The organism is Actinomadura macrotermitis, assembly GCF_009604375.1.
Classification (GTDB): domain Bacteria; phylum Actinomycetota; class Actinomycetes; order Streptosporangiales; family Streptosporangiaceae; genus Spirillospora; species Spirillospora macrotermitis.
The window spans coordinates 92954-113594 of record NZ_WEGH01000006.1; the positions used below are offsets into that span (position 1 = coordinate 92954).

Annotated in this window: 19 protein-coding genes; 8 read left to right on the forward strand and 11 right to left on the reverse strand. The window is 73.4% G+C overall.

What is annotated here, in order from left to right:
* Nucleotides 1–10: 10 nt before the first annotated feature.
* Complete coding sequence (locus ACRB68_RS36980) at nt 11–697, reverse strand: hypothetical protein (RefSeq protein WP_153541142.1); 687 nt, start codon at nt 695–697, stop codon at nt 11–13.
* 72 nt (nt 698–769) lie between these two features.
* A complete protein-coding gene (locus ACRB68_RS36985) occupies nt 770–1453 on the reverse strand; it encodes a hypothetical protein (RefSeq protein ID WP_194293593.1) in 684 nt (227 codons plus the stop codon).
* Between the two features lie 271 nt (nt 1454–1724).
* On the opposite strand from ACRB68_RS36985, the gene ACRB68_RS36990 reads away from it, so the two are divergent.
* The gene (locus ACRB68_RS36990; protein WP_207709965.1) at nt 1725–2765 is read left to right on the forward strand and encodes a serine hydrolase domain-containing protein; all 1041 of its coding nucleotides are present in this window, start codon (nt 1725–1727) and stop codon (nt 2763–2765) included.
* Between the two features lie 206 nt (nt 2766–2971).
* Here ACRB68_RS36990 and ACRB68_RS36995 read toward each other — a convergent pair whose 3' ends face one another.
* Complete coding sequence (locus ACRB68_RS36995; protein WP_153541148.1) at nt 2972–3838, reverse strand: alpha/beta hydrolase; 867 nt, start codon at nt 3836–3838, stop codon at nt 2972–2974.
* A 309-nt stretch (nt 3839–4147) separates the two neighbouring features.
* Between ACRB68_RS36995 and ACRB68_RS37000 the strand changes: the two genes are divergently transcribed.
* The 4 genes from ACRB68_RS37000 to ACRB68_RS37015 all read left to right on the forward strand — a co-directional run bounded on the left by ACRB68_RS37000 (nt 4148) and on the right by ACRB68_RS37015 (nt 9031).
* Nucleotides 4148–5803 (forward strand): class I SAM-dependent methyltransferase, encoded by a 1656-nt coding sequence (locus tag ACRB68_RS37000; RefSeq protein WP_328595259.1) that lies wholly within the window; start codon nt 4148–4150, stop codon nt 5801–5803.
* The gene (locus ACRB68_RS37005) at nt 5800–6762 is read left to right on the forward strand and encodes an alpha/beta hydrolase (protein ID WP_153541151.1); all 963 of its coding nucleotides are present in this window, start codon (nt 5800–5802) and stop codon (nt 6760–6762) included. Before ACRB68_RS37000 ends, ACRB68_RS37005 begins: the two co-directional genes overlap by 4 nt.
* 33 nt (nt 6763–6795) lie before the next feature.
* Entirely contained in the window at nt 6796–7560 is a 765-nt protein-coding gene (locus ACRB68_RS37010) for a GntR family transcriptional regulator (RefSeq protein ID WP_328595260.1), read from the forward strand.
* A gap of 313 nt (nt 7561–7873) precedes the next feature.
* Nucleotides 7874–9031 (forward strand): DUF6801 domain-containing protein, encoded by a 1158-nt coding sequence (locus tag ACRB68_RS37015; protein WP_235960892.1) that lies wholly within the window; start codon nt 7874–7876, stop codon nt 9029–9031.
* Between the two features lie 47 nt (nt 9032–9078).
* On the opposite strand, the gene ACRB68_RS37020 is transcribed toward ACRB68_RS37015, so the two are convergent.
* Genes ACRB68_RS37020 through ACRB68_RS37030 form a run of 3 tightly spaced genes read right to left on the reverse strand, consistent with a single transcriptional unit; the run spans nt 9079 to nt 12128 of the window.
* A complete protein-coding gene (locus ACRB68_RS37020) occupies nt 9079–9966 on the reverse strand; it encodes an SAM-dependent methyltransferase (RefSeq protein WP_235960893.1) in 888 nt (295 codons plus the stop codon).
* 58 nt (nt 9967–10024) lie between these two features.
* Entirely contained in the window at nt 10025–11839 is a 1815-nt protein-coding gene (gene glmS / locus ACRB68_RS37025; RefSeq protein ID WP_328595261.1) for a glutamine--fructose-6-phosphate transaminase (isomerizing), read from the reverse strand.
* 13 nt (nt 11840–11852) lie between these two features.
* Nucleotides 11853–12128: a hypothetical protein gene (locus ACRB68_RS37030; protein ID WP_456356042.1), complete on the reverse strand. Its 276-nt coding sequence runs from the start codon at nt 12126–12128 to the stop codon at nt 11853–11855.
* 201 nt (nt 12129–12329) lie between these two features.
* On the opposite strand from ACRB68_RS37030, the gene ACRB68_RS37035 reads away from it, so the two are divergent.
* Nucleotides 12330–12509, forward strand: coding sequence for a hypothetical protein (locus ACRB68_RS37035; RefSeq protein ID WP_153541157.1), 180 nt, complete (start codon nt 12330–12332; stop codon nt 12507–12509).
* A gap of 3 nt (nt 12510–12512) precedes the next feature.
* On the opposite strand, the gene ACRB68_RS37040 is transcribed toward ACRB68_RS37035, so the two are convergent.
* The 4 genes from ACRB68_RS37040 to ACRB68_RS37055 all read right to left on the reverse strand — a co-directional run bounded on the left by ACRB68_RS37040 (nt 12513) and on the right by ACRB68_RS37055 (nt 16706).
* Complete coding sequence (locus ACRB68_RS37040; protein WP_153541159.1) at nt 12513–13112, reverse strand: FMN reductase; 600 nt, start codon at nt 13110–13112, stop codon at nt 12513–12515.
* Complete coding sequence (locus tag ACRB68_RS37045) at nt 13112–14197, reverse strand: LLM class flavin-dependent oxidoreductase (RefSeq protein WP_153541161.1); 1086 nt, start codon at nt 14195–14197, stop codon at nt 13112–13114. Before ACRB68_RS37045 ends, ACRB68_RS37040 begins: the two co-directional genes overlap by 1 nt.
* Nucleotides 14198–14270: 73 nt before the next feature.
* Nucleotides 14271–15731 carry an SDR family oxidoreductase gene (locus ACRB68_RS37050; RefSeq protein ID WP_153541671.1) on the reverse strand — a complete coding sequence of 487 codons (1461 nt, stop codon included), beginning with the start codon at nt 15729–15731 and terminating at the stop codon, nt 14271–14273.
* A gap of 42 nt (nt 15732–15773) precedes the next feature.
* Entirely contained in the window at nt 15774–16706 is a 933-nt protein-coding gene (locus ACRB68_RS37055) for a MerR family transcriptional regulator (protein ID WP_328595262.1), read from the reverse strand.
* Between the two features lie 38 nt (nt 16707–16744).
* On the opposite strand from ACRB68_RS37055, the gene ACRB68_RS37060 reads away from it, so the two are divergent.
* A complete protein-coding gene (locus ACRB68_RS37060; protein WP_207709966.1) occupies nt 16745–17470 on the forward strand; it encodes a maleylpyruvate isomerase family mycothiol-dependent enzyme in 726 nt (241 codons plus the stop codon).
* A gap of 17 nt (nt 17471–17487) precedes the next feature.
* The gene (gene atpB / locus ACRB68_RS37065) at nt 17488–18294 is read left to right on the forward strand and encodes a F0F1 ATP synthase subunit A (RefSeq protein ID WP_328595263.1); all 807 of its coding nucleotides are present in this window, start codon (nt 17488–17490) and stop codon (nt 18292–18294) included.
* Here atpB and ACRB68_RS37070 read toward each other — a convergent pair whose 3' ends face one another.
* The gene (locus tag ACRB68_RS37070; RefSeq protein ID WP_328595264.1) at nt 18295–20607 is read right to left on the reverse strand and encodes an ATP-binding protein; all 2313 of its coding nucleotides are present in this window, start codon (nt 20605–20607) and stop codon (nt 18295–18297) included.
* Nucleotides 20608–20641: the final 34 nt, after the last annotated feature.

A 20641-nucleotide genomic window follows, 5' to 3' on the forward strand; every position in this document is an offset into this window, starting at 1 on the left:
CCGGCCGGGGTCACGTCTGGAACGTCAGCGCGCAGGCGAGCGTCGTCTGCACGGGTCTGGTCGCGTCGTACCCGCCCTTGAAGTAGCCGAGGATGTAGGGCGTCTGGCGCAGCAGGCGGACGTTGCGCAGGAAGCCCTCGCCCCGGGCGGTGTTCTCGGGGAGCTGGTCGAACCACTTGGGCGGAAGGGTGTAGAGCGACGGGGAGGTCTGGTTCTCCCACAGCCCCACCCAGTCGTTGTCCGCCAGCGGCTGGCTGCCACCGGGCATCGAGTAGGTGAAGGTGAGCACGTTGGTGCCGATGCGCCCGAGCGTGATCGTGGGCGGGTAGATCTCGGGGTCCCCGTCGCCCAGGGCGGGCACGAACACCGTGGCGCAGACGTTCTCCACGTCCGGGCCGACCGCGTAGCCGAGCAGATAGCTCTGGGTGGTGAGTTCCACGGAGAACGAGCCGTCGCCGTCGGGGCGGTCGATGTTGACCGGTGTTTCCCTGGGGTCCTGGGTGCGCGGGATGTTGGGGCTGTTGCTCTCCCAGATGTAGACCTTGTTGCCGTTCTTTTTGGGCCGGTTCCCCGGCATCGTGTCGAAATCGTAGCCGACGTTCTTCGGGGACACCGTGTCCGGCGGCACTTCGAATCCGGTGGTGAGCAACTGCTGGTCGAGGGCTCCACGCGGGCGCGTGGGAGTATCGGCGGTCATGACGGTGTCTCCTTCGGGATGTTCGGCCGTTTTCCGGCGCGCGTGAATGACGGCGCACCGGTGGTGGCCTTTTCAGCCGGCGGTGCGGAAGGTGTGGAAAGCCGCGGCGGTGGTCGCGTCCGCGTCCATGAAATAGATGAGCGTGTAAACGGTGTCGGCGGCCAGTTCGATGTCGTCCATCACGAGACGGCCCTCGCTGGCGTCGGACGGCACCGCGCGCGCCTGCGGTTCGGGTGCGTTGTAGGGACTGACCAGGCCGGGCCAGAGGCCGATCCAGTTCCGGTAGGTCCGGGGCCGGTATCCGTACAGCGTGCGGTAGGAGACCGACAGGGAGCGCTCGCCGACCTGGTCGGCCGTGACGCTCACCGAGGTCGGCGGGCTGAAGTCGGCGCCGGCCGCCAGCGTCGCGCACGCGGCCGCGTCGGTGAGCTCGCGCCCGGTGCAGTAGGCGACGGTGTAGGCCGACCGCGTGACCTGGAGGTCGGTGATGGTCTCCAGGCCGCTTTCCGCGTTGCTCGAAACGCGCACCCGGCGCTGCGGTTTGACGCCCCAGGGAATGACCGTGTTCTCCCACACCGCAAGCGTGTTCCCGTATGCCTTCGGCCGGTTTCCGGGAAGCCCGTGATAGGTGACGTCTATCGACTTGGCGGTGAAGCCGTCGATGCTGAGAAAGCACCGGTCCTGGTCGGCTGGATTCGGAAAGGGGTCCGGTGTCGGGCGGGCATCGGCGTCCTCCGGCCCGGCCACCGCCGTCACCTCCGCTTTCCGTCCCCCTCGAATAATTCCTCTGAAGTGCTTCCCGGCCACCGCCTGGAGAAAACATGGGCGAACCGAGTGCCCGGAAATTCCGGCTTGCCGATTTCCGTATGACGGCGGTTGCCCATGGCGGTCCATTGATATGGCAATGCGTTCATTGCGCCGGGCCTTGGGGGCGGGCCGGGAAAACCCGTTGCCGCGGGCGGGGCGCCGGGGTTGGCTGTTCCTCATGGCCCATCTTCAGGGGACGTGCGAGGGAAGGTTCGAGGCCGTGCGCGACGCCCTGGCGGCGTCCCTGGACGACCGGGACGTCGGCGCGTCCGTCGCGGTGTACCTGGGCGACGAGCCGGTGGCCGACCTTTGGGGCGGGTACGCCGACGCGGAGCGCACGCGGCCGTGGGAGCGCGACACGATCACCTGCGTCTGGTCCACCACCAAGACGATGACCGCGCTGTGCGCGCTGGTCCTCGCCGATCGCGGCGTGCTCGACCTGGACGCGCCGGTGGCGCGGTACTGGCCCGAGTTCGCGGCAGCGGGCAAGGAAGGGGTGCTGCTGAGGCATGTGCTCGGCCATACGGCGGGCCTGCCGGAGTGGCACGAGCCGCTGCGGGTGGAGCAGCTCTACGACCGGCCGGCCGTGACGGAACTGCTGGCCCGGCAGGCCCCGGGCTCCGAGCCCGGCGCGGTGGGCGCCTACCACGCGATCACCCAGGGGTACCTGGTCGGCGAGGTCGTCCGCCGGGTCACCGGCCGCTCCCTCGCCGCCTTCTTCGCCGAGGACGTCGCCGGGCCGCTGGGCGCCGACTTCCACATCGGGCTGCCCGCCGCGCACGACCACCGGGTGGCCCCGGTCATCCCGGCCGCGGCCAGGGCACCCGAACTGGCGGCACGCGGCCTGGGAAATCCGCCCGTCCCGCCCGAGGCCGCCAACACCGAGGCGTGGCGGCGCGCGGGGATCCCGTCCGTGGGCGGGTTCGGCAACGCGCGGTCGGTCGCGGCCGTGCAGTCGGTGCTCGCCTGCGGCGGCCTGGCGCGGGGCGTGCGGCTGATGTCGGAGGCCGGCTGCGAGCGGGTCCTGGACGAGCAGTTCAACGGCGAGGACGCGATCCTGGGCGCGCAGGTGCGCTACGGCATGGGCTACGCCGTGCGGGGCCGGACCTGCTCGTGGGGCGGCTGGGGCGGCTCGCTCGTCGTGGTCGATCTCGACGCGCGCATGACGGTGGCGTACGTGATGAACCGGATGCTGGAGGAGGGACCGCTCGGAGACGACCGGGGCCTCGGCATCGTGATGGCGGCCTACGCGGGGCTGTAGTCCGCCCGCCGGGCGACCAGCACAGTTCAGATGCCGTGCGGGCCACTGTTCAAACAGTTGCTAAACAGTGGCCCGCATTTCCGTCGTCAGCTGTGTGGTGCGCCCCCGCCCCCTGCCTTCACTGTGAGAACGCCCCCGGACAGGGGCGTCTGCGAGGTGAGGTGGGCGTGGGTCGGAAGCGGTCGCGAGGCAGCAGGGTGGTGGCGTTACGGTGCCTGCAAGGCCCGCATGAGGGCGGGCCAGGCGCGGTGGAGTTCACGCCGCCAGTAGGGCCAGCTGTGCGTGCCGTCCCGGTACAGGTGCGCGGTGACGGGGATGCCGAGGGCGCGCAGCCGCCGCAGAAACGGTCCCACCGTGGATCGGACCACTGGTTCGGCAAGATTCGCTGCGCTCCACGGCCCGGGCGGGTCGAGGGGGCCGGGCCGGCCGGTCAGGCCGCAGGACAGGAAGAGCCCGGTGCCGCGCAGGCCGGCGGCGAGGTGCAGCGGGTCCGCCGCCTGCCAGTGCTCACCGTGGACGACGGGCACGCCCCACATGGCGAAGGGGTTCACCCGGCCGGCGATGCCGGTCGCGGCGAGCAGCGTGACCGAGGACAGCGCCCTGCGGATCGTGCACGGAGCGCTCAGCGCCGCCGCGTAGCGGAAGGTGCCGGGGTTGGCCGCCGCGCCGAGCAGCGCCCCGTACCCGCCGCCGGAGACCCCGGCGACCGCGCGCACCGGCCCGGCGCCGTACCGCTCGCGCATGAGCGCGTGGAGGTGGTGGACGTGGAAGGTCTGCCAGCGGGGGCCGCGCCGCCAGTCGGCGTACCCGCCGGCCCGGCCGCCGTCGGGCATGGCGACGAGGACGCCGCGGTCGCGGCTGAGGGCCTCGACGTCGGTGTGGCGGATCCACGAGGAGGAGTCGTCCAGGCCGCCGTGGTGGAGGGTGAGCAGCGGCCACTCCCGGCGGGCGGACCAGCCCTCGGGGAGCAGCACGTGGACCGCCAGGTCCGTGCCCGCCACGGCCTCCGCGCGGACGGTCAGCCTCCACAACCGGGAATTGAGCTTTTCTTCGTTGAGGACCTTGATCGACATATTCCCGATTATCGCGGTCCCTGACCCGGGGCGCTCGTCGTCCACCGATGAATATCCCAGTGCGATCAATGGCTTCGTGAGCCTTCGCGAAAGCCTCTGCTCGTCATGCGAGAAATGGCAGGAAGCGGGGAGAGAATGGCCGTGGCATTCATTGCGGTCGTCGCCGTGTGCATGGCGGTCAACGCCTGGCGCCTGCGGACCAGGTTGTGCGCGTTGCGCCCACTATCGCCGGCGGCACCAGAGGGGGGTGCCGCCGGCCCGGACTACGTGCTGCTCACGGCGCGTCATGTCCGGGTACCCGAGGAGGTCGTGCGGGCGGCCGTGCGGCACGCCCGCGCCGGCGGGCTCGGCCTCCTCGACCTGCTGCCGCGCGACCTCCCGGTCGACGAGGTCCTCGACCTGGTCCGCCACACCGACTTCGCCGCCTACCGCCGCGACGCCTTCGGCATGGGCCGGGGCGCCTGCCACGCGGTCCTGGCGTCCCGGGAGGCGGTGGCCGCCGCCGGGATCGGCCAGGTCACGGACCTGGACCCCGACGAGCTCGGCGCGGCCACGGCCCGGCTCAAGCTCTACACCGGCGCGGCCGACATCGTCGTCGCCGGGATCGGGGGCCGTGGCCAGCTGCGCTACCGGCGGGCCCGCATGCGCGCGCTGGCCCTGGTGATCCCGCAGACGCTGGCCCTGCCGCAGACGCTGGCGGCCATGGTCGCCGGCCACCTCCTGGTCGTGGGGAGCGTCGTGCTGGCGCCGGTGCCGGGCCTGCTGCTGGCGCTGTGGTACTGCCTCCTGCCCTGCCTGGTCTTCGCGGGCTCCCCGGTGCGCCCGCGGAACCTGCTCCGCGTCTGCCTGCTCCGGCCGCTCCACGTCCCGGTGTCGTTCGTGCGGACGCTCACCGCGCCGAGGACGCGCTGGGAGCGGGGCCTGCTGGCCCGCAGGGAGGAGGCGCGGGCCTGGTACCGGGCGGAGATCGACCGCGGTGTCGGCCGGTTCGCGGGGGCGCGGGCCGACACCTGCCCGTGGTGCGGCTCCACCGCACTGGGCGGGCACGTCGTGGCACGCGACATCCTCCAGGGCAAACCCGGACGCTTCCCCTTGGAACGGTGCGACGACTGCGGGCACGTCTTCCAGAACCCGCGCCTCACCCCCGAGGGGCTGGCCTTCTACTACAAGGACGTCTACGACGGGCTCGGGGACGTGCTGGCCGAGCGGATCCTCTGCTCGAACACCTCCTGGTACCTGGCGCGCGCCGCCATGGTGGGCCGGGTGACGCGGCCGCGGGCCTGGCTGGACGTCGGCACGGGCAAGGGGCATTTCTGCCGCGCCGCCCGGACCGTCCTGCCCGAGACCCGGTTCGACGGCCTGGACTTCGGCTCGGCGGTCGAGGAGGGCGGCCGGCGCGGCTGGGTCGGCCGCGCCTACCGGGGCGAGTTCCGCATGCTCCTGCCCGAGCTGGCCGGGCGCTACGACGTCATCAGCATGCACCACTACCTGGAGCACACGCCCGATCCGCTCGCCGAGCTCGACGCCGCCGCCAAGGCGCTGCCGCCGGGCGGGCACCTGCTGATCGAGCTGCCCGACCCCGAGTCGTGGTTCGCCCGGGTGCTGCGCGGCCACTGGGTGCCGTGGCTCGCCCCGCAGCACCTGCACATGATCCCCCTCGCCAACCTGCGGACCGCGCTGGAGCAGCGGGGCCTCGAAGTCCTCGCCGAGGAGCGCCGGGAGGCCCACCAGGGCCCCGACTTCGCCGCGGCGGCCGCCGCCGTCGTCAACCGGCTCGGGCTGGACGCCGACCGCCCCTGGTGGCCCCGCGTCCCCGGCCCCCGCGAGTACGCGGGCGTCCTCGCCACGCTCGTCCTCGCCGCCCCGCTCATGGGCGCGGCCGTCCTGCTGGACCTGCTGACCACCCCGATCGCCCGGAACAACAGCAACGCCTACCGGGTCCTAGCCAGAAAGAACCTCGGATGAAACGCCTCCTGGCCGCGCTCGCGCTGCTGTTCTCGCTCGTCACGGCCCTGCCCGCCGCGGCCGGCGCCCCCGCCGGCGTCACCGAGACGTGGCGGGACGCGCGGACGCTCGACCTGTCCTGGTACTCGGCGAACGTCGGCGACCGGGTCGACGTCCGGCTGCTGCTGCCCAAGGGCTGGTCCCGCACCGCGTCCCGGACGTGGCCGGTGGTCTTCGCGCTGCAGGGCGGCCGCGACGACTACACCTCCTGGACCCGCGAGACCGACATCGAGGGGCTCGCCGCGCGCTGGGACGTCATCGTCGTCATGCCGACCGGCGGCATCAACGGCAGCTACACCGACTGGTGGAACGACGGCAAGGGCGGGACCCCGCGCTGGGAGAGCTTCCACACCGGGGAGCTGGTGGAGATGCTGAAGGGGTACCGCGCCGGGGACCGGCGGGCCGTGATGGGCGTCTCCTCCGGCGGCCAGGGCGCGATGGCCTACGCCGCCCGCCATCCCGGCATGTTCCGCTACGCCGCCTCCTTCAGCGGGTCCACCCATCTGACCATGGACGGCATGCAGGCGTTCCTCCTCACGGTGAACCTGCTCGGCTTCGGCCTCGACGCGTTCCGCATCTTCGGCGTCCCCGGCCGGGACGACGCGAACTGGCGCGCGCACGACCCCTACCACCTGGCCCCGCAGCTGCGCGGCGTCGGCCTGTACGTCTCCAGCGGCACCACCGGCCTGAACGGCCCCTACACGCCCAAGGACGGCCAGTGGCGGCTGACCCAGCTCAGCGAGGTCCTCGTCGGCCAGATGAACCGCTCGTTCGTCGCCCGCCTCGGGCAGCTGGGGATCCCCGTCACGGCGCACATCTACGGCGACGGGTGGCACGCCTGGCCCGAGTGGATCCCCGAGCTCGGCCGGGCCTGGCCGCCGATGATGGAGGCGATCGGCGCGAGGGGGACGCCCGCCTGACCGGCGGGGGTCCTACACTGTCCCGCATCGCAGGTGCCGGCAAGGGGTTGGGGCGGCAAGGTCATGGCGCGGGGCACGATGGTCGACCAGGTCGCGGACCGGGTGGCGTTCCAGATCGCCTCCGGGCAGGTCAGGGCGGGTGAGACGCTGCCGTCGATCCGGCGGCTGGCCGCCGAGCACGACGTCAACCCCTCGACGGTGCAGCAGGTGCTGAGCCGGCTGCACGCGGCGGGGTTCGTCGAGCCGCGGCACGGCCTCGGCGTCGTGGTCCGCGACGTGCGGGCGGACGGCGGGATCGAGACCTGGCGGTATCTGTTCCGCTTCTCGCGGCGGCTGCCCGACCTGGCGGTGCGCAGCGTGCAGGAGCTGCTGGAGATGCTGCAGGTGTTCTACGCGGCGACCCTGGCGAAGATCATGGCGGACCAGGGGGCCCACGACGCCGCGCCGGCGCGCCGGGCGTGGCGGCAGCTGGAGCTGCTGGTCGGCGAGGGGGACACCACGCCGGCGCGGGTGCACCAGGGGGTCATGCAGATCCTGCGGTCGGCGAGCGCCGCGACGGGCGCCGGGATCGGGATCGGGCTGATCAACTCCCTGGGCGGGCTGCTGGCCGAGGTGCCCGAGGTGCTGGAGGCGGTCTACGCCGACCCCGGGGCGCACCTGTGGTGGTGGGGCGAGCTGATCACCGCCTGGGAGACCACGGACGAGGCCCTCGGCCGGCAGCTGATCGCCCTGCTGGACGACTGGCACGCCGAGACCGTGGACCGGGTCCGCGCGCTGCTGACCGCGCAGCCCGTCTAGCCGCCGGACGACGGCGCCCCCAAAGGATCATTATCGGCTGTTCATACAGTGTTCCATGATCCATTCAAACGGTATTCGCATTTCCACAGAATACGCGTCTTGATATGTCAGGCGAATGCCTAGGATGACCCGGCGGCGGCGGTGAGGATAAGGGCCGAAATCGTCGTCTCATTTCTGTGAGGTGATCACCGTCATGCGGTGGACGCAACTCTCGGCCGGCGCCCCCTGGACGCCGGGAAGACGCAACGGCGGGGCCCGCCCATACCGGGGCCGGCTCCGTACGCTACTGGTCGCCGCCGCGATGCTGTGCGGCATGCTGGCGGTCGTCCCGCCGGCCGGGGCCCTGCCCCTGAAGGACGTGCCCGAGGTGGGGGTGGACACCGGCCGGTTCAAGCTGCCGATCGGCTGCACTATCTCGATGGCCGGGCTGCCGTTCTTCTACCTGCCGGTCGACGTCGACGTGCAGGGCGTGGCCCCGGTGCAGCTCGGCCCGGGGCAGGAGTTCTGGCTGACCCAGGGATCGGGCAGCATCACCTTCCCGTCCTGGCTGACGGCGCTGGCGCCGCTCCTCGGCCTCTCCAAGGCGGACGCGAAGATCACCGATCTGAGCATCGGGGCCAGCACCTCCACACCCGAGTCGATCAACATCGCCAAGGACAGGCCGTTCGAGGTCAAGGACATCAAGATCGACGCCGGTAAGCCGCTGAAGGTCGGGCTGCCGCTGTCGGGCACGTTCGACGTGGGCCCGTTCAAGGCCGCTCCGTCGGGGGCCACGACGCTGAAGTTCGACCGGGCCCTGGCCGAGGTGGACCTGAGGTCCGACGCCGGGTTCAGCCTGCCGATCAAGGCCGACTGCAAGCCGTCCGCCGGCAACGCCCTGCTGAAGATCGCGATCGGCGGCCCCGCCGGGCAGCCGCCCGCCAAGATCAAGGACGCGCCGCTGAACTTCGCCGAGCCGGAGACCAACCAGCTGATCGGCATCATCAACGCCCCCTACGCCTGCACGCTCGGCGGCGAGCCGATGGACATCGGGGTCGCGGTCGGCGGCCACATCCCGCTGACCGTCAAGCGCGGCGGGACCTTCTCCTTCACCGAGTCCTCGGGCGCGCTCACCGTCCCGGCGGCGACGGTGAACAAGCTCATCGCCAAGGGGCACACCAAGATCGCGGGCAGGGTCACCACCCTGAACCTGCGCGTCGAGGGCGGCACACCCGCCGTCCAGAACGTCGCCGCGGCCGGGATCGACATCCCCGAGACCACGCTGGTGCGCGACCGGAAGATCGTGGTGTCGCTGCCAGCCGGCGGCACCCTGACCGCCGGCCCGTTCACGCCGGACGCGGGCGCCAAGAGCGTCGCGGTCCTGCTCGGCGAGGCCGCGGCCTCCTTCACCTTCGACGACGGCACGCCCGCCACCGGGACGTGCGCCGCCCCGTCCCCGAAGGTCTACCTGGTCGAGAACCCGGTGACCTGATCCCGGTGGCCGCGGCCCGCGCTCTCACCGCGGGCCGCGGCCGCCCGCTACGGCTTGCGGGCGACGCCGCCGAACCAGTTGACCTGGTCGGCGGACGGGCGCTCGCCGTCGCTGTCGGGGTGCCACTCCGACACCAGCGTCACGCCCGGGTCGACCAGCTCCAGGCCCGCGAACGCCATCTCGGTGAACTCCTGCTTGGTGCGGGCCTGCCCGGCGATGCCGCTGTTGTTGTAGGCGCGCACCAGGCCGCCCACGCCCTCGGGGTCGAACTCGGGCGTCACGTGGGAGGAGGCGAAGTAGCTGCCGGACGGCAGCGCCTCCATGAGCTTGCCGACGATCGCGCACGGCTGCTCGGCGTCCACGATGAAGTGCAGCGTGGCCACCATGATCAGGGCGATGGGGCGGTCGAAGTCCAGCGTGCGGCGGGTCACCGGGTCGCCGAGGATGCGGTCGGGGTCGCGCAGGTCGGAGTCCATGTAGGCGGTGCGGCCCTCGGGGGTGCCGACGAGCAGCGAGCGGGCGTGCGCGAGCACGATCGGGTCGTTGTCGACGTAGACCACGCGCGCGGCCGGGTCCTCCGCCTGCGCGATCTCGTGCACGTTGCCGGCCGAGGGCAGGCCCGCGCCGATGTCCAGGAACTGGGTGACGCCGGCCTCGCGCACCAGGTAGCGGACGGCGCGGCCGAGGAAGGCGCGGTTCTCCCGGACCGCGACGCGCACCGCGGGCCAGCTCCGCGCCGCGCGCTCGGCCATCTCCCGGTCGGCGGGGAAGTGGTCCTTGCCGCCCAGGTAGTAGTCGTACACGCGGGCCGAGTGCGGGACGGAGGTGTCGATCTGCGGCCCGTTCGCCGTCGGGAGCGAGCCCACGTCGGGCAGCTCCCAGGCCTTCTTGCCGTCCTTGGTCATCATGGCCTCCCCGTGCGCCGGTGCGTGCATGAAGATCGTATTTGCAGGAACCGCCCCGGCGCAGGGGTTTGGCGGCCATTGACGGGATTTACTCCACCGTCACGCTCTTGGCGAGGTTGCGCGGCTTGTCGATGTCGTGGCCGAGGGCGATGGCGGCGTGGTAGGCGAGCAGCTGCAGCGGGACGCCCAGCAGGATCGGGTCCAGCTCGGGCTCGTTCTTCGGCACCAGCACCACGTTCTCGGTGATCTTGGGGTCGGGGGCGGTGTGCGCGACCGCGACGACCGGGCCGCGGCGGGCGCGGATCTCGCCGAGCGTGGCCAGGTTCTTGCCCGCCAGGTCGTCGTCCGGCAGCACCGCGACGGTCGGCAGGTCCGGGCCGACCAGGGCGAGCGGCCCGTGCTTCAGCTCGCTCGCCGGGTAGGCCTCGGCGTGCAGGTAGGCGATCTCCTTGAGCTTCTGCGCGCCCTCGCGGGCGACCGGGTAGCCGCGCACGCGGCCGATGAAGAACGCCCCGGGCGAGCGGCTCAGCTCCTGCGCCAGGGACGCGATGTGCTCCTCCCGCGCGAGGATCTCGCGGATCTGGCCGGGCAGCGCGCGCAGCCCGGCCGCGATGCGGCGGCCGTCGCTCGGCGACAGGTCGCGGATGCGGCCGAGGTGCAGCGCCAGCAGCGCGAACGCCACGCAGGTGGAGGTGAAGGTCTTGGTGGAGGCGACCGAGATCTCCGGGCCGGCGTGCAGGTAGATGCCGCCGTCGCACTCGCGCGCGATGGCGCTGCCGACGACGTTGACCAGGCCGAGCACCCGGCCGCCCTTGCGGCGCAGCTCCTGCACGGCGGCGAGGGTGTCGTAGGTCTCGCCGGACTGGCTGACCGCCACGTACAGGGTGTCGGGCTCGACGACGGGGTTGCGGTAGCGGAACTCCGAGGCCGGTTCGGCGTCCGCGGGGATGCGGGCCAGCTCCTCGATCAGCTGGGCGCCGATCTGCCCCGAGTAGTACGCCGAGCCGCAGCCGATGATCTTGACGCGGCGGATCGCGCGGGCCTCGCGCGGTTCCAGGTTCAGGCCGCCCAGGTGGGCGGTGTGAAAGCGCGGGTCCAGCCGGCCGCGCAGCGCGCGCTCGACGGCCTCGGGCTGCTCGTGGATCTCCTTGGCCATGAAGTGCTCGTGGCCGGTGTGGTCGTAGGAGGCGGCGTCGATCTCGATGTCGGCGGGCTGCTTGGCGGTGGCGCGGGCGTCCAGGGTGAAGGTGCGGAAGCCGCCGGCGTGCACGACGGCCAGCTCGCCGTCGTCGAGGTGGACGACCTGGCGGGTGTGCCCGACCAGCGCGGCGACGTCGGAGGCGGCGTACATCTCCTTGTCGCCGATGCCGAGCACGACCGGGCTGCCGTTGCGGGCGACCACGACGCGGTCGGGGCGGGCCGAGTCGACCACGGCGATGCCGTAGGTGCCGACGATCGCGGTGAGCGCCTGCCGGACGGCCTCCTCCAGCTCGGCCGCGCCGGAGCGGGCGATGAGGTGGGCGAGCACCTCGCTGTCGGTCTCGGAGGAGAACTCCACGCCGTCCGCGGTGAGCTTGGCGCGCAGCTCCTCGGCGTTCTCGATGATGCCGTTGTGCACGACGGCGACGGTGCCCGACACGTGCGGGTGGGCGTTGGCGTCGGTCGGCTCGCCGTGGGTGGCCCACCGGGTGTGGCCGATGCCCGGGGAGCCCTTGAACCGGGCGGGCAGCGCGTCCACGCACTCGTGCACGCGGCCCTTGGCCTTGCGGACCTTCAGCTCGCCGCCGCGGCCGACGACGGCCAGGCCGGCCGAGTCGTAGCCCCGGTACTCCAGGCGCTGCAGACCCTCGGCCAGGATCGGGACGGCGTCCTGGGGGCCGATGTAGGCGACGATTCCACACACGGTGACGGGCTCCTCATCCGTAGACGATGCGGCGGAGCTGCCGCAGGGACAGCTCCGCGGGGGCGACGCGGCGCAGCGGAAGCTCGGCGGCGATCCGGGAGAAGATCTGCTCGTTGGTCCGGCCCCGCGCCTTCAGCTCGGCGTGCCGCCGCCGCACGAACTCCTCGGTCGGCTCGCCGAAGTAGGCGAGCACGTCGGCGACCACCCGCGCGGCCTCGCCGGGGCTCAGCGAGCTGGTCCGGGTGAGGTGCGCGACGAGGTCCTCGTGAAGGTGTTCGGCTGGCGGCACAGACCGAGTGTGCGTCATCCGGCCTGTAGAACCCAAGTTTCCTGCCCGAAATCGGGCAGGAAACCGCCACGCCCCTTCTCGCGGTCCGGGCGTGGCCGGTCAGAGGGTGCGAACGGGACGTTTCAATCGGGGCCGGCGCGGCAATGCCGTTAGCGTCGGCCCCGTCCTCCCCCGCCGGGACGAGCAGCGGCGGGAGGGCCCATGCGGGAACGCTCAGGTGGCTGGATACGGGCGAACCACCGGACACTGCGCGCGTTCGTGCTGGTCGGCGGGACCGCGGTGTTCTGGTCCCGGCCGCTCGGCTCGCTCGTGCTGGCCGCGCTGGCCGTGCTGGTCGTCCTGCGGATCGTGATCGCCGTGGTGATGCGGCCCTTCCCCTGACCGTCAGCTCCCCGTGGCGCCGAGCAGCTCGGCGAACGGGACCGGCTCGGCGTAGGGATCGGGCCGGGCGGCGGGCGTGCGGGCCGCCACGAGCGCGGCGAGCTCGCCGCCGGCCCGCTCGATGCGGGCCGCGAGGCCGGTCTCGCCGCTCCCCCAGTCCTCCGACGCCGCGTACACCCCGGTCGGGGCGGCGGTGGCACGCAGGTAGGCCATCAGCGGGCGCATCGCCATGTCGATGACCAGGGAGTGGCGGGCGGTGCCGCCGGTCGCGCCGAGCAGCACCGGCGTCCCCTCCAGCGCGCCCGGCTCGACGACGTCGAAGAACGTCTTGAACAGGCCGCTGTAGGAGGCGTTGAAGACCGGCGTCACGGCGATCAGGCCGTCCGCGCCGGTCACCGTCTCCAGCACCTCGCGCAGGGCGCCGCCGGGGAAGCCGGTGACCAGGTTGTCGGCCAGGGCGCGGGCGTGGTCGCGCAGGTCGAAGGCGTGCACCCGCGCCTGCCCGCCGAGGGCGTCCGCCGTGGCGGCGGCGAGCCGGTCGGCGAGCATGCGGGTGGACGAGGGCCGGCTCAGGCCGGCCGAGACCACGGCGAGGTCGTACATCAGGCCACCGCCTTCTCGGCCGCGGCGCGCAGGGAGGCGTGCGTCGGGGCGTCCGGGACGTGCGCGGGACGGCCGATCTGGAACTCCTTGCGCAGCACCGGCACGACCTCCTCGCCGAGGATCTCGATCTGCTCCAGGACGGTCTCCAGCGGCAGGCCCGCGTGGTCGACCAGGAACAGCTGGCGCTGGTAGTCGCCGAAGTGCTCGCGGAACCGCAGGGTGCGCTCGATGACCTGCTCGGGGCTGCCGACGGTCAGCGGCGTCTCGGCCATGAACTCCTCCAGCGACGGGCCGTGCCCGTAGACGGGGGCGTTGTCGAAGTAGGGGCGGAACTCCTTGACCGCGTCCTGGGAGTTGCGGCGCATGAAGACCTGGCCGCCGAGCCCGACGATCGCCTGGTCGGCCGAGCCGTGCCCGTAGTGCTCGAAGCGCTGCCGGTACAGCCCGATGAGCCGCTGGTAGTGCTCCTTCGGCCAGAAGATGTTGTTGGCGAAGAAGCCGTCGCCGTAGTAGGCGGCCTGCTCGGCGATCTCGGGGCTGCGGATGGAGCCGTGCCAGACGAACGGCGGGACGCCGTCCAGCGGGCGCGGGGTCGAGGTGAACGACTGCAGCGGCGTGCGGTGCTTGCCCTCCCAGTCCACGACGTCCTCGCGCCAGAGGCGGTGCAGCAGGTGGTAGTTCTCGACCGCCAGGGCGATGCCGTCGCGGATGTCCTTGCCGAACCAGGGGTAGACCGGGCCGGTGTTGCCGCGGCCCATGATCAGGTCCACCCGGCCGTCGGCCAGGTGCTGCAGCATCGCGTAGTCCTCGGCGATCTTCACCGGGTCGTTGGTGGTGATCAGCGTGGTGGCGGTGGACAGGATCAGCCGCTCGGTGATGGCGGCGATGTGGCCGAGCATGGTGGTCGGGGACGAGGGCACGAACGGCGGGTTGTGGTGCTCGCCGGTGGCGAAGACGTCCAGCCCGGCCTCCTCGGCCTTGTTGGCGATCGCGACCATCGCCTTGATGCGCTCGTGCTCGGTCGGGGCGCGTCCCGTGGTCGGGTCCGGCGTGACGTCGCCGACGCTGAAGATCCCGAACTGCATGACGGCCTCCGAAGTAGTAGAAATTTCAATCAGTATCCCGGAGAACCGTATCCGCCCGTGGTCTATTCCGGCGTCAGACCTCCGCCCGGGCGGCGCGCACGATGTTGCGGGGCATCCCGCCGAAGATCAGCCCATGGAAGGGCGCGATCGCCCACCAGTACAGATGGCCGAGCAGCCCGTGCGGGTGGAAGACCGCACGCTGGGCGTAGACGCAGCCGGGCCCGTCCGCCGCGGGGCGCACCGACATCTCCAGCCAGGCGAGGCCGGGCAGCCGCATCTCGGCGCGCAGCCGCAGCAGGCGCCCCGGCTCCAGCTCCTCCACCCGCCAGAAGTCGACGGCGTCGCCGACGCGCAGCCGCCGCGGGTCGCGGCGGCCCCGGCGCAGGCCGACACCCCCGGCCAGGCGGTCCAGCAGGCCGCGCAGCCGCCAGGCGACCGGCAGCGAGTACCAGCCGTTCTCACCGCCGACGCCCTCGATGACCCGCCACACCGCGTCCGGCGGTGCGGCCGTGCGCAGCTCGCGCTCGTCGGCGTAGAGGCTGCCGCCCGCCCAGTCCGGGTCGGTCGGCAGCGGGTCGCTCGGCGCGCCCGCCGTGGACGCCGAGCTCCAGCGGGTGGTGACGTCGGCCTCGCGGACGCGCTTCAGCGCGAGGCCGACGGCGTCGTCGAAGCCGGTCAGGCCGCCCGGCGGGTCGGGCACGTACCCGGCGATGTCGTGCTCGCGGCAGACGACCTCGCTGGTCAGCGACTCCACCAGCGGCCGGGCGAGGCCGCCGGGCACCGGGGTGATCAGCCCGACCCACAGGCTCGACAGCTTCGGCGACAGGACCCGGACCGGCAGGATCAGCCGCCGGGGCAGGCCCGCGACCGAGGCGTAGCGCAGCATCATCTCGCGGTAGGTGAGCACGTCCGGGCCGCCGATGTCGAAGGCCCGGTCCACCTCCGGCGGCAGCTCCGCCACGCCGGTCAGGTAGCGCAGCACGTCGCGGACCGCGATCGGCTGGACGCGCGAGTGCACCCAGCGCGGGGTGACCATGACCGGCAGCCGCTCGGTCAGGTAGCGCAGCATCTCGAACGACGCCGAGCCGGACCCGATGATGACGCCGGCGCGCAGCACGGCGGCGGGCACGGGGCCCTCCAGCAGGATCCGCGCGACCTCGGCGCGCGAGCGCAGGTGCGGCGACGACCGCCCGTCCGGTTCCAGGCCGCCGAGGAAGACGACGCGGCGCACGCCCGCCTCGTGCGCGGCGGCGGCGAAGTTGCGGGCGCCGCGGCGGTCGCGGTCGGCGAAGTCGCCCGCCCCGCCCATCGCGTGGACCAGGTAGTAGGCGACGTCGACGCCCTCCAGCGCGGCGCGGAGCGCGGCGGCGTCCAGCACGTCGGCCCGCGCGGTCTCCACCTCGCCCGCCCAGGGGTGGTCGCGGAGCCGTCCCGGGTCGCGGGCCATGCAGCGGACCCGGTGGCCGGCCGCGAGCAGCTCGGGCACCAGGCGCCCGCCGATGTACCCCGTCGCGCCGGTGACCAGGCAGTTCATCCCCATGCCGGGCCGGTACCCCGGCGCGGGCGCCGGGACACGTCAGGCCGCCTCCTGCAGCACCCGCCGGCCGAGGCCCCGCAGCAGCCAGGCGTGCATGCTGCCGAGGTTGACCGGCTCGCCCGTCACCTCGGCGACCAGCCGCCAGTACCGGTCGATGCGCGGGTCCTGGTCCAGGGACAGCTCGCGGTACAGGTGGCGGCGGAACGCGGGGTCGTCGCGGCCGCCGCGCAGCTCGGTGTGCGCGGCGACGAACCGCTCCAGCGCCGGGCCGGGGCCGGGCTCCTCCCCCGCCGCCACGGACGGCGCGGCCAGCCCGCACGCCGCGCCGACGCCGAGCATCAGCTCGCCCTCGTCGCGGATCGCGGCCATGTTGACCCGGCCGCGCGCCCGCAGGTGCCGCAGGAGCGTCCGGTCGGCGGTGAGCGCGACGAGGCCGGCGTAGGCGACGACCTGCGCGGGGTCGGAGTCGGCCGGCGGGTCGGGCGCCCAGAGCGCGACGAAGTCGCTCAGCAGCGGGCCGGGCAGCTCGGCGACGACGGCGCTGCGCCAGAACGCGGTGAGCGCGGAGCGGGCCGCGGCGCCCTGCGCGACCGCGCCGAGCAGCTCCAGCCTGGCGGCGCGCTCGGTGGGCGGGGCCTCCTCGACCGCGCGCAGCGAGGCGCGGCGCCAGGCGAGCGCGGCGATCTCGGCGTCCAGGGCGGCCCGCTCAGCGGCGGCGGCCTCCTCGACCGAGCGCTCACCGGCCAGCACTTCGGCGATGGCGGGAAGGCCGAGGCCGAGAGTGCGCAGCCGCCGCACCGTCCGCAGCCGCTCCACCGCGCCGGCGTCGAAGCGGCGGTGCCCGCCCGCGCTGCGCGCGGCCGGCAGCAGGCCCTCGTCGCAGTAGAAGCGGACGGTGCGCACGGGCAGGCCCGTGCGCCGCGCCAGCTCTCCGATCCCGATGCCGTGGGGTGTGTCGTCGGTCACAGGCACTTGAACCTCCACCCGGGTGGAGTTCTTACGGTAACGGCATGAGCCCTTTGGACAACGCCCGGCTGGCGGCCGGGCTCCGCGACCACGCCGCCGCCTTCGCCGCGCTCGTGTCCGGCGCCGATCCGGACGCGCCGGTGCCGACCTGCCCCGGCTGGACGGTGCGCACGCTCGTCGAGCACGTCGGCCATGCGCACCGCTGGGTCGCCGGTCTGCTGGAAGGCCGGGCGGAGGAGGAGCATCCCGCCGTGGGGGCCGACGGGCTGGAGGCGGGCGCCGAGCAGGTGATCGAGGCGGTCCAGGCCGATCCCGGCCGCCTGGTGTGGACCTTCTTCGGCGACCGGCCCGCCGCGTTCTGGCTGCGGCGGATGCTGCACGAGACCACCGTCCACCACGCCGACGCCGCGCTGGCGCTCGGCGGGCCCTGGGAGCTCGCGCCCGACCTCGCCGACGACGGGATCGGCGAGCTGATGGACCTGCTGGACGTGCTGAAGACCACCGAGCGCGGGGCCGACCTGCGCGGCGACGGCGAGACGCTGCTGTTCCGCCCCGCCGAGAGCGACCTGGACGGCTGGCTGATCACCCGCCGCCCGGACGGGCCCGTCTGGGAGCGGACGCGCGGCGGCGGGCAGGTCGAGGTCCGCGGCCCGGCCGCCCATCTGCTGCTCGTGCTCACCCGCCGGATCGGCGCGGACGACCCTAGGATCGAAGTCGCGGGCGACCGCCCCCTGCTCGACCACTGGCTCGCCCGTACCGCGTTCGGCTGACCGGGAAGGGACCGGATGTGATCGTCGCGCACGCCCTGGCCTCAGGCGGCCAGGAATTCCACGCCCCCGACTCCTCGATCTTCCACTGGGGGCCGCTGTTCCCCGATGGGCCGGCCTGGCTGCGCTGGCTCACCAAGCCCGTCCTCATCATCGCGCTGTCCGCGGCGATCGTGACCGCCTTCTGCGGGGCGGCCTTCCGCCGCCCCCGCCTGGTCCCGCGCGGGCTGCAGAGCCCCGGCGAGCTCGGCTACCTGTTCGTGCGCGACCAGATCGCCCGGCCGACGATCGGCAAGGACGGCGACGCCTGGATGCCGCTGCTGTTCCCGCTGTTCCTGTTCGTGCTGGTCATGAACCTGATGGGCGTTGTGCCGGTGCTGCAGCTGCCGGGCACCTCCCACTTCGCGCTGCCGCTGCTGCTGGCCCTGATGGTCTACGGGCTGTACCTGTTCCTGAGCGTCCGGCACCAGGGCCTCACCGGCTACGCCCGCAACGTGATGTTCCCGCCCGGCCAGCCGTGGTGGGTGTACCTGGTGCTGTCGCCGATCGAGCTGCTCCAGCACCTGGTGCTGCGGCCCGCCACCCTGTCGATCCGGCTGTTCGCCAACATGTTCGCCGGGCATCTGCTGCTGGCGTTCTTCGCCTCGGTCGCCTACTGGTTCCTGGCGGTGAAGGTCACCCCGGCGGGCTTCGGCGTCGGGCTGGTCGGCGCGCTGATGTCGGTGGTCATGACCGCGTTCGAGATGTTCGTGCAGGCGCTGCAGGCCTACATCTTCACGCTGCTCGCCGCGTCCTACATCGACGGCGCCGTGCACCCCGAGCACTGATCACGGCTCGGAGCGGCGGGCGGACCAGGCGGCGATCTGGGCGCGGGAGGTGAAGCCGAGCTTGGCCAGGATGTGCTCGACATGGGAGTCGGCGGTGCGCTTGGCGATGACCAGGCGCGCGGCGATCTCCCGGTTGGTCAGGCCCTGCGCGACCAGCCCGGCGATCTCCAGCTCGCGCGGCGTCAGCGGGTTCCCGTCCCCCTCGGCGCCCTCCTCCGCCGGCCCCGGGTCGGGCAGCTCGCCGAGCGCCTCGGCGACCGCCAGGTCCATGTCGAGCCGCAGCCCCGCCTCGTAGGTCTCCCGGTAGGCCTGCTCGCCGACCGCCTCGCGCGTCTGCTGCTCGTACACCTCGCGCAGCACGCCGTGCTGGGGGCCGAACAGCGTCGTGCCGGTGAAGTTGCGCAGCCGGTCGGCGACGGCGAACATCCGGATCGCGGCCGGGGCGTCGCCGAGGGTGGCCAGGCAGGCCGCGCTCATGTCCAGCGCGAGGGCGATGCCGAGCCGGTCGCCGAGCTCGCGCTTGACGCGCAGCCCCTCGTGCAGGTCCGGGCGGGCCTGCTCGGCCTGGTCGCCGAGGACCCGGGTGAGGCCGCGCACGCAGAGCGCGTAAGAGCGGCACCACAGCTCGCCGTCGGCCTCGGTCGCCTTGACGGCGCGCGCGGCGTGCTCCAGCGCGCCCTCGGTCCGGCCCGCCAGCATGCACGCGACGGCCAGGAACACCTCGGTGACCGGGACCAGCACGTCGGCGGTGCCGGCCCGGCCGTGCAGCCCGGCCGCCTCGGCCAGCAGCCCGCCGGCGCCGTCCAGGTCGCCGGCGAACAGGGCGGCGACGCCCTGCGCCTCGCGGATGTAGCCGAGCCCGGCGGTGTCGCCGGCGGCCACCGCGCGCTCCTCGGCGCGCCCGGTCATCGCGGCGGCGCCGTCCAGGTCGCCCTGCATGGACGCGGCGAGCCCGGCCAGCGCGAGCAGCTCGGTGCCCCGCGGGCCGGGCAGCTCGCGGGTCTGCAGGATGCGCCGGTACCAGTGCCGGATCTCGCCGATCATGCCCTGCAGCGCCAGCAGCCGGCCCACCCCGAGGCTGATCGTCATCAGCGCGTCGTCGGACCCGGCGGTCAGCGCGTGCTCCATCAGCGCGCGGATGTTGGGCTGCTCGTAGCGGAACCAGCGCAGCCAGCGCGGCTGCGCGCCGGTGCCGAGCTCGGCGCGGGCCTGCTCGATCCGGCCGGCGTAGTAGCCGAACGCCCGGTCCCGGATCGTCTCGGCGGCGCCCGCCCGCTCCAGCAGCTCGGCGCCGTACTCGCGGATGGTGTCGAGCATCCGGTACCGGGCCGTGCCATCGTGGTCGGCGCGCAGCACGATCGACTTGGCCACCAGGCCCGCGAGCAGCTCGTAGACCCGCGCGGCGGGCAGGTCGGCGTCCGCGCAGACGTGCTCGGCGCCCTCCAGGTCGAAGTCGCCGGCGAACACCGACAGCCGCGCCCACAGCGTCCGCTCGCCGCGCGAGCAGAGCTCGTGGCTCCAGTCGATCGCGGCCTGCAGCGTCTGGTGCCGGGGCATCGTGGTGCGCATGGCGCGCACGTGCAGCACCCGGCGGTCGAGCCGGTCGACGATCTGCTCGACCGACAGCGCGCGCAGCTGGACCGCGGCCAGCTCCAGCGCGAGCGGGATGCCGTCCAGCCGGTGGCAGAGCAGCGCGACGGCGCCGTGGTTGGCGGGGGTGACGGTCCAGCCGGGCACGACGGCGGCGGCGCGCTCGGCGAACAGCGTCACCGACTCGCACGGCTCGGCGCCGTCGTAGCGGTCGGGGATGGGGCTGGCCAGCGGCGCCACGACCAGGGTGTGCTCGCCCGCGACGTCCAGCGGCTGCCGGCTGGTGACCAGCACGCGCAGGTCGGGGGCGTTGCGCAGCAGCACCTCGGCGAGCAGCGCGCACGCGTCGACCAGGTGCTCGCAGGTGTCCAGCACCAGCAGCAGGCTGAGCTCGGCGAGGCGGCCGACCAGGTCGTCCAGCGCGGCGACGTGGTCGGTGTCGGGCAGGCCGAGCGCCTCGCCGACGGCCTGCGGCAGCAGCAGCGGGTCGCGCAGCGCGGCCAGGTCGACGAAGCAGACCCCGGCGGGGAAGCGGTCGGCCAGGCCGTCCGCCGCGCGCACCGCGAGCCGCGTCTTGCCGACGCCGCCCGGGCCGGTCAGCGTGACCAGGCGGCACCGGTCGAACAGCCGCCCGATCTGCTCGAGCTCCTCATCGCGGCCCACGAAGCTGGTCAGCTGCGCCGGCAGCCTCCCCGACCGTCGTTCCAGGCTTTGTAGGGACACCGCCGCCTCTGCCATCTCCCACCGGCCGGAACCG

Bases quoted from the DNA above. Each gene is read 5' to 3' on its own strand.
- ACRB68_RS36980 (WP_153541142.1), bottom strand. From the start codon at position 697: ATGACCGCCGATACTCCCACGCGCCCGCGTGGAGCCCTCGACCAGCAG.
- ACRB68_RS36995 (WP_153541148.1), bottom strand. From the start codon at position 3,838: ATGTCGATCAAGGTCCTCAACGAAGAAAAGCTCAATTCCCGGTTGTGG.
- ACRB68_RS37005 (WP_153541151.1), top strand. From the start codon at position 5,800: ATGAAACGCCTCCTGGCCGCGCTCGCGCTGCTGTTCTCGCTCGTCACG.
- ACRB68_RS37015 (WP_235960892.1), top strand. From the start codon at position 7,874: ATGCTGGCGGTCGTCCCGCCGGCCGGGGCCCTGCCCCTGAAGGACGTG.
- ACRB68_RS37020 (WP_235960893.1), bottom strand. From the start codon at position 9,966: ATGCACGCACCGGCGCACGGGGAGGCCATGATGACCAAGGACGGCAAG.
- ACRB68_RS37035 (WP_153541157.1), top strand. From the start codon at position 12,330: ATGCGGGAACGCTCAGGTGGCTGGATACGGGCGAACCACCGGACACTG.
- ACRB68_RS37040 (WP_153541159.1), bottom strand. From the start codon at position 13,112: ATGTACGACCTCGCCGTGGTCTCGGCCGGCCTGAGCCGGCCCTCGTCC.
- ACRB68_RS37045 (WP_153541161.1), bottom strand. From the start codon at position 14,197: ATGCAGTTCGGGATCTTCAGCGTCGGCGACGTCACGCCGGACCCGACC.
- ACRB68_RS37050 (WP_153541671.1), bottom strand. From the start codon at position 15,731: ATGAACTGCCTGGTCACCGGCGCGACGGGGTACATCGGCGGGCGCCTG.
- ACRB68_RS37060 (WP_207709966.1), top strand. From the start codon at position 16,745: ATGAGCCCTTTGGACAACGCCCGGCTGGCGGCCGGGCTCCGCGACCAC.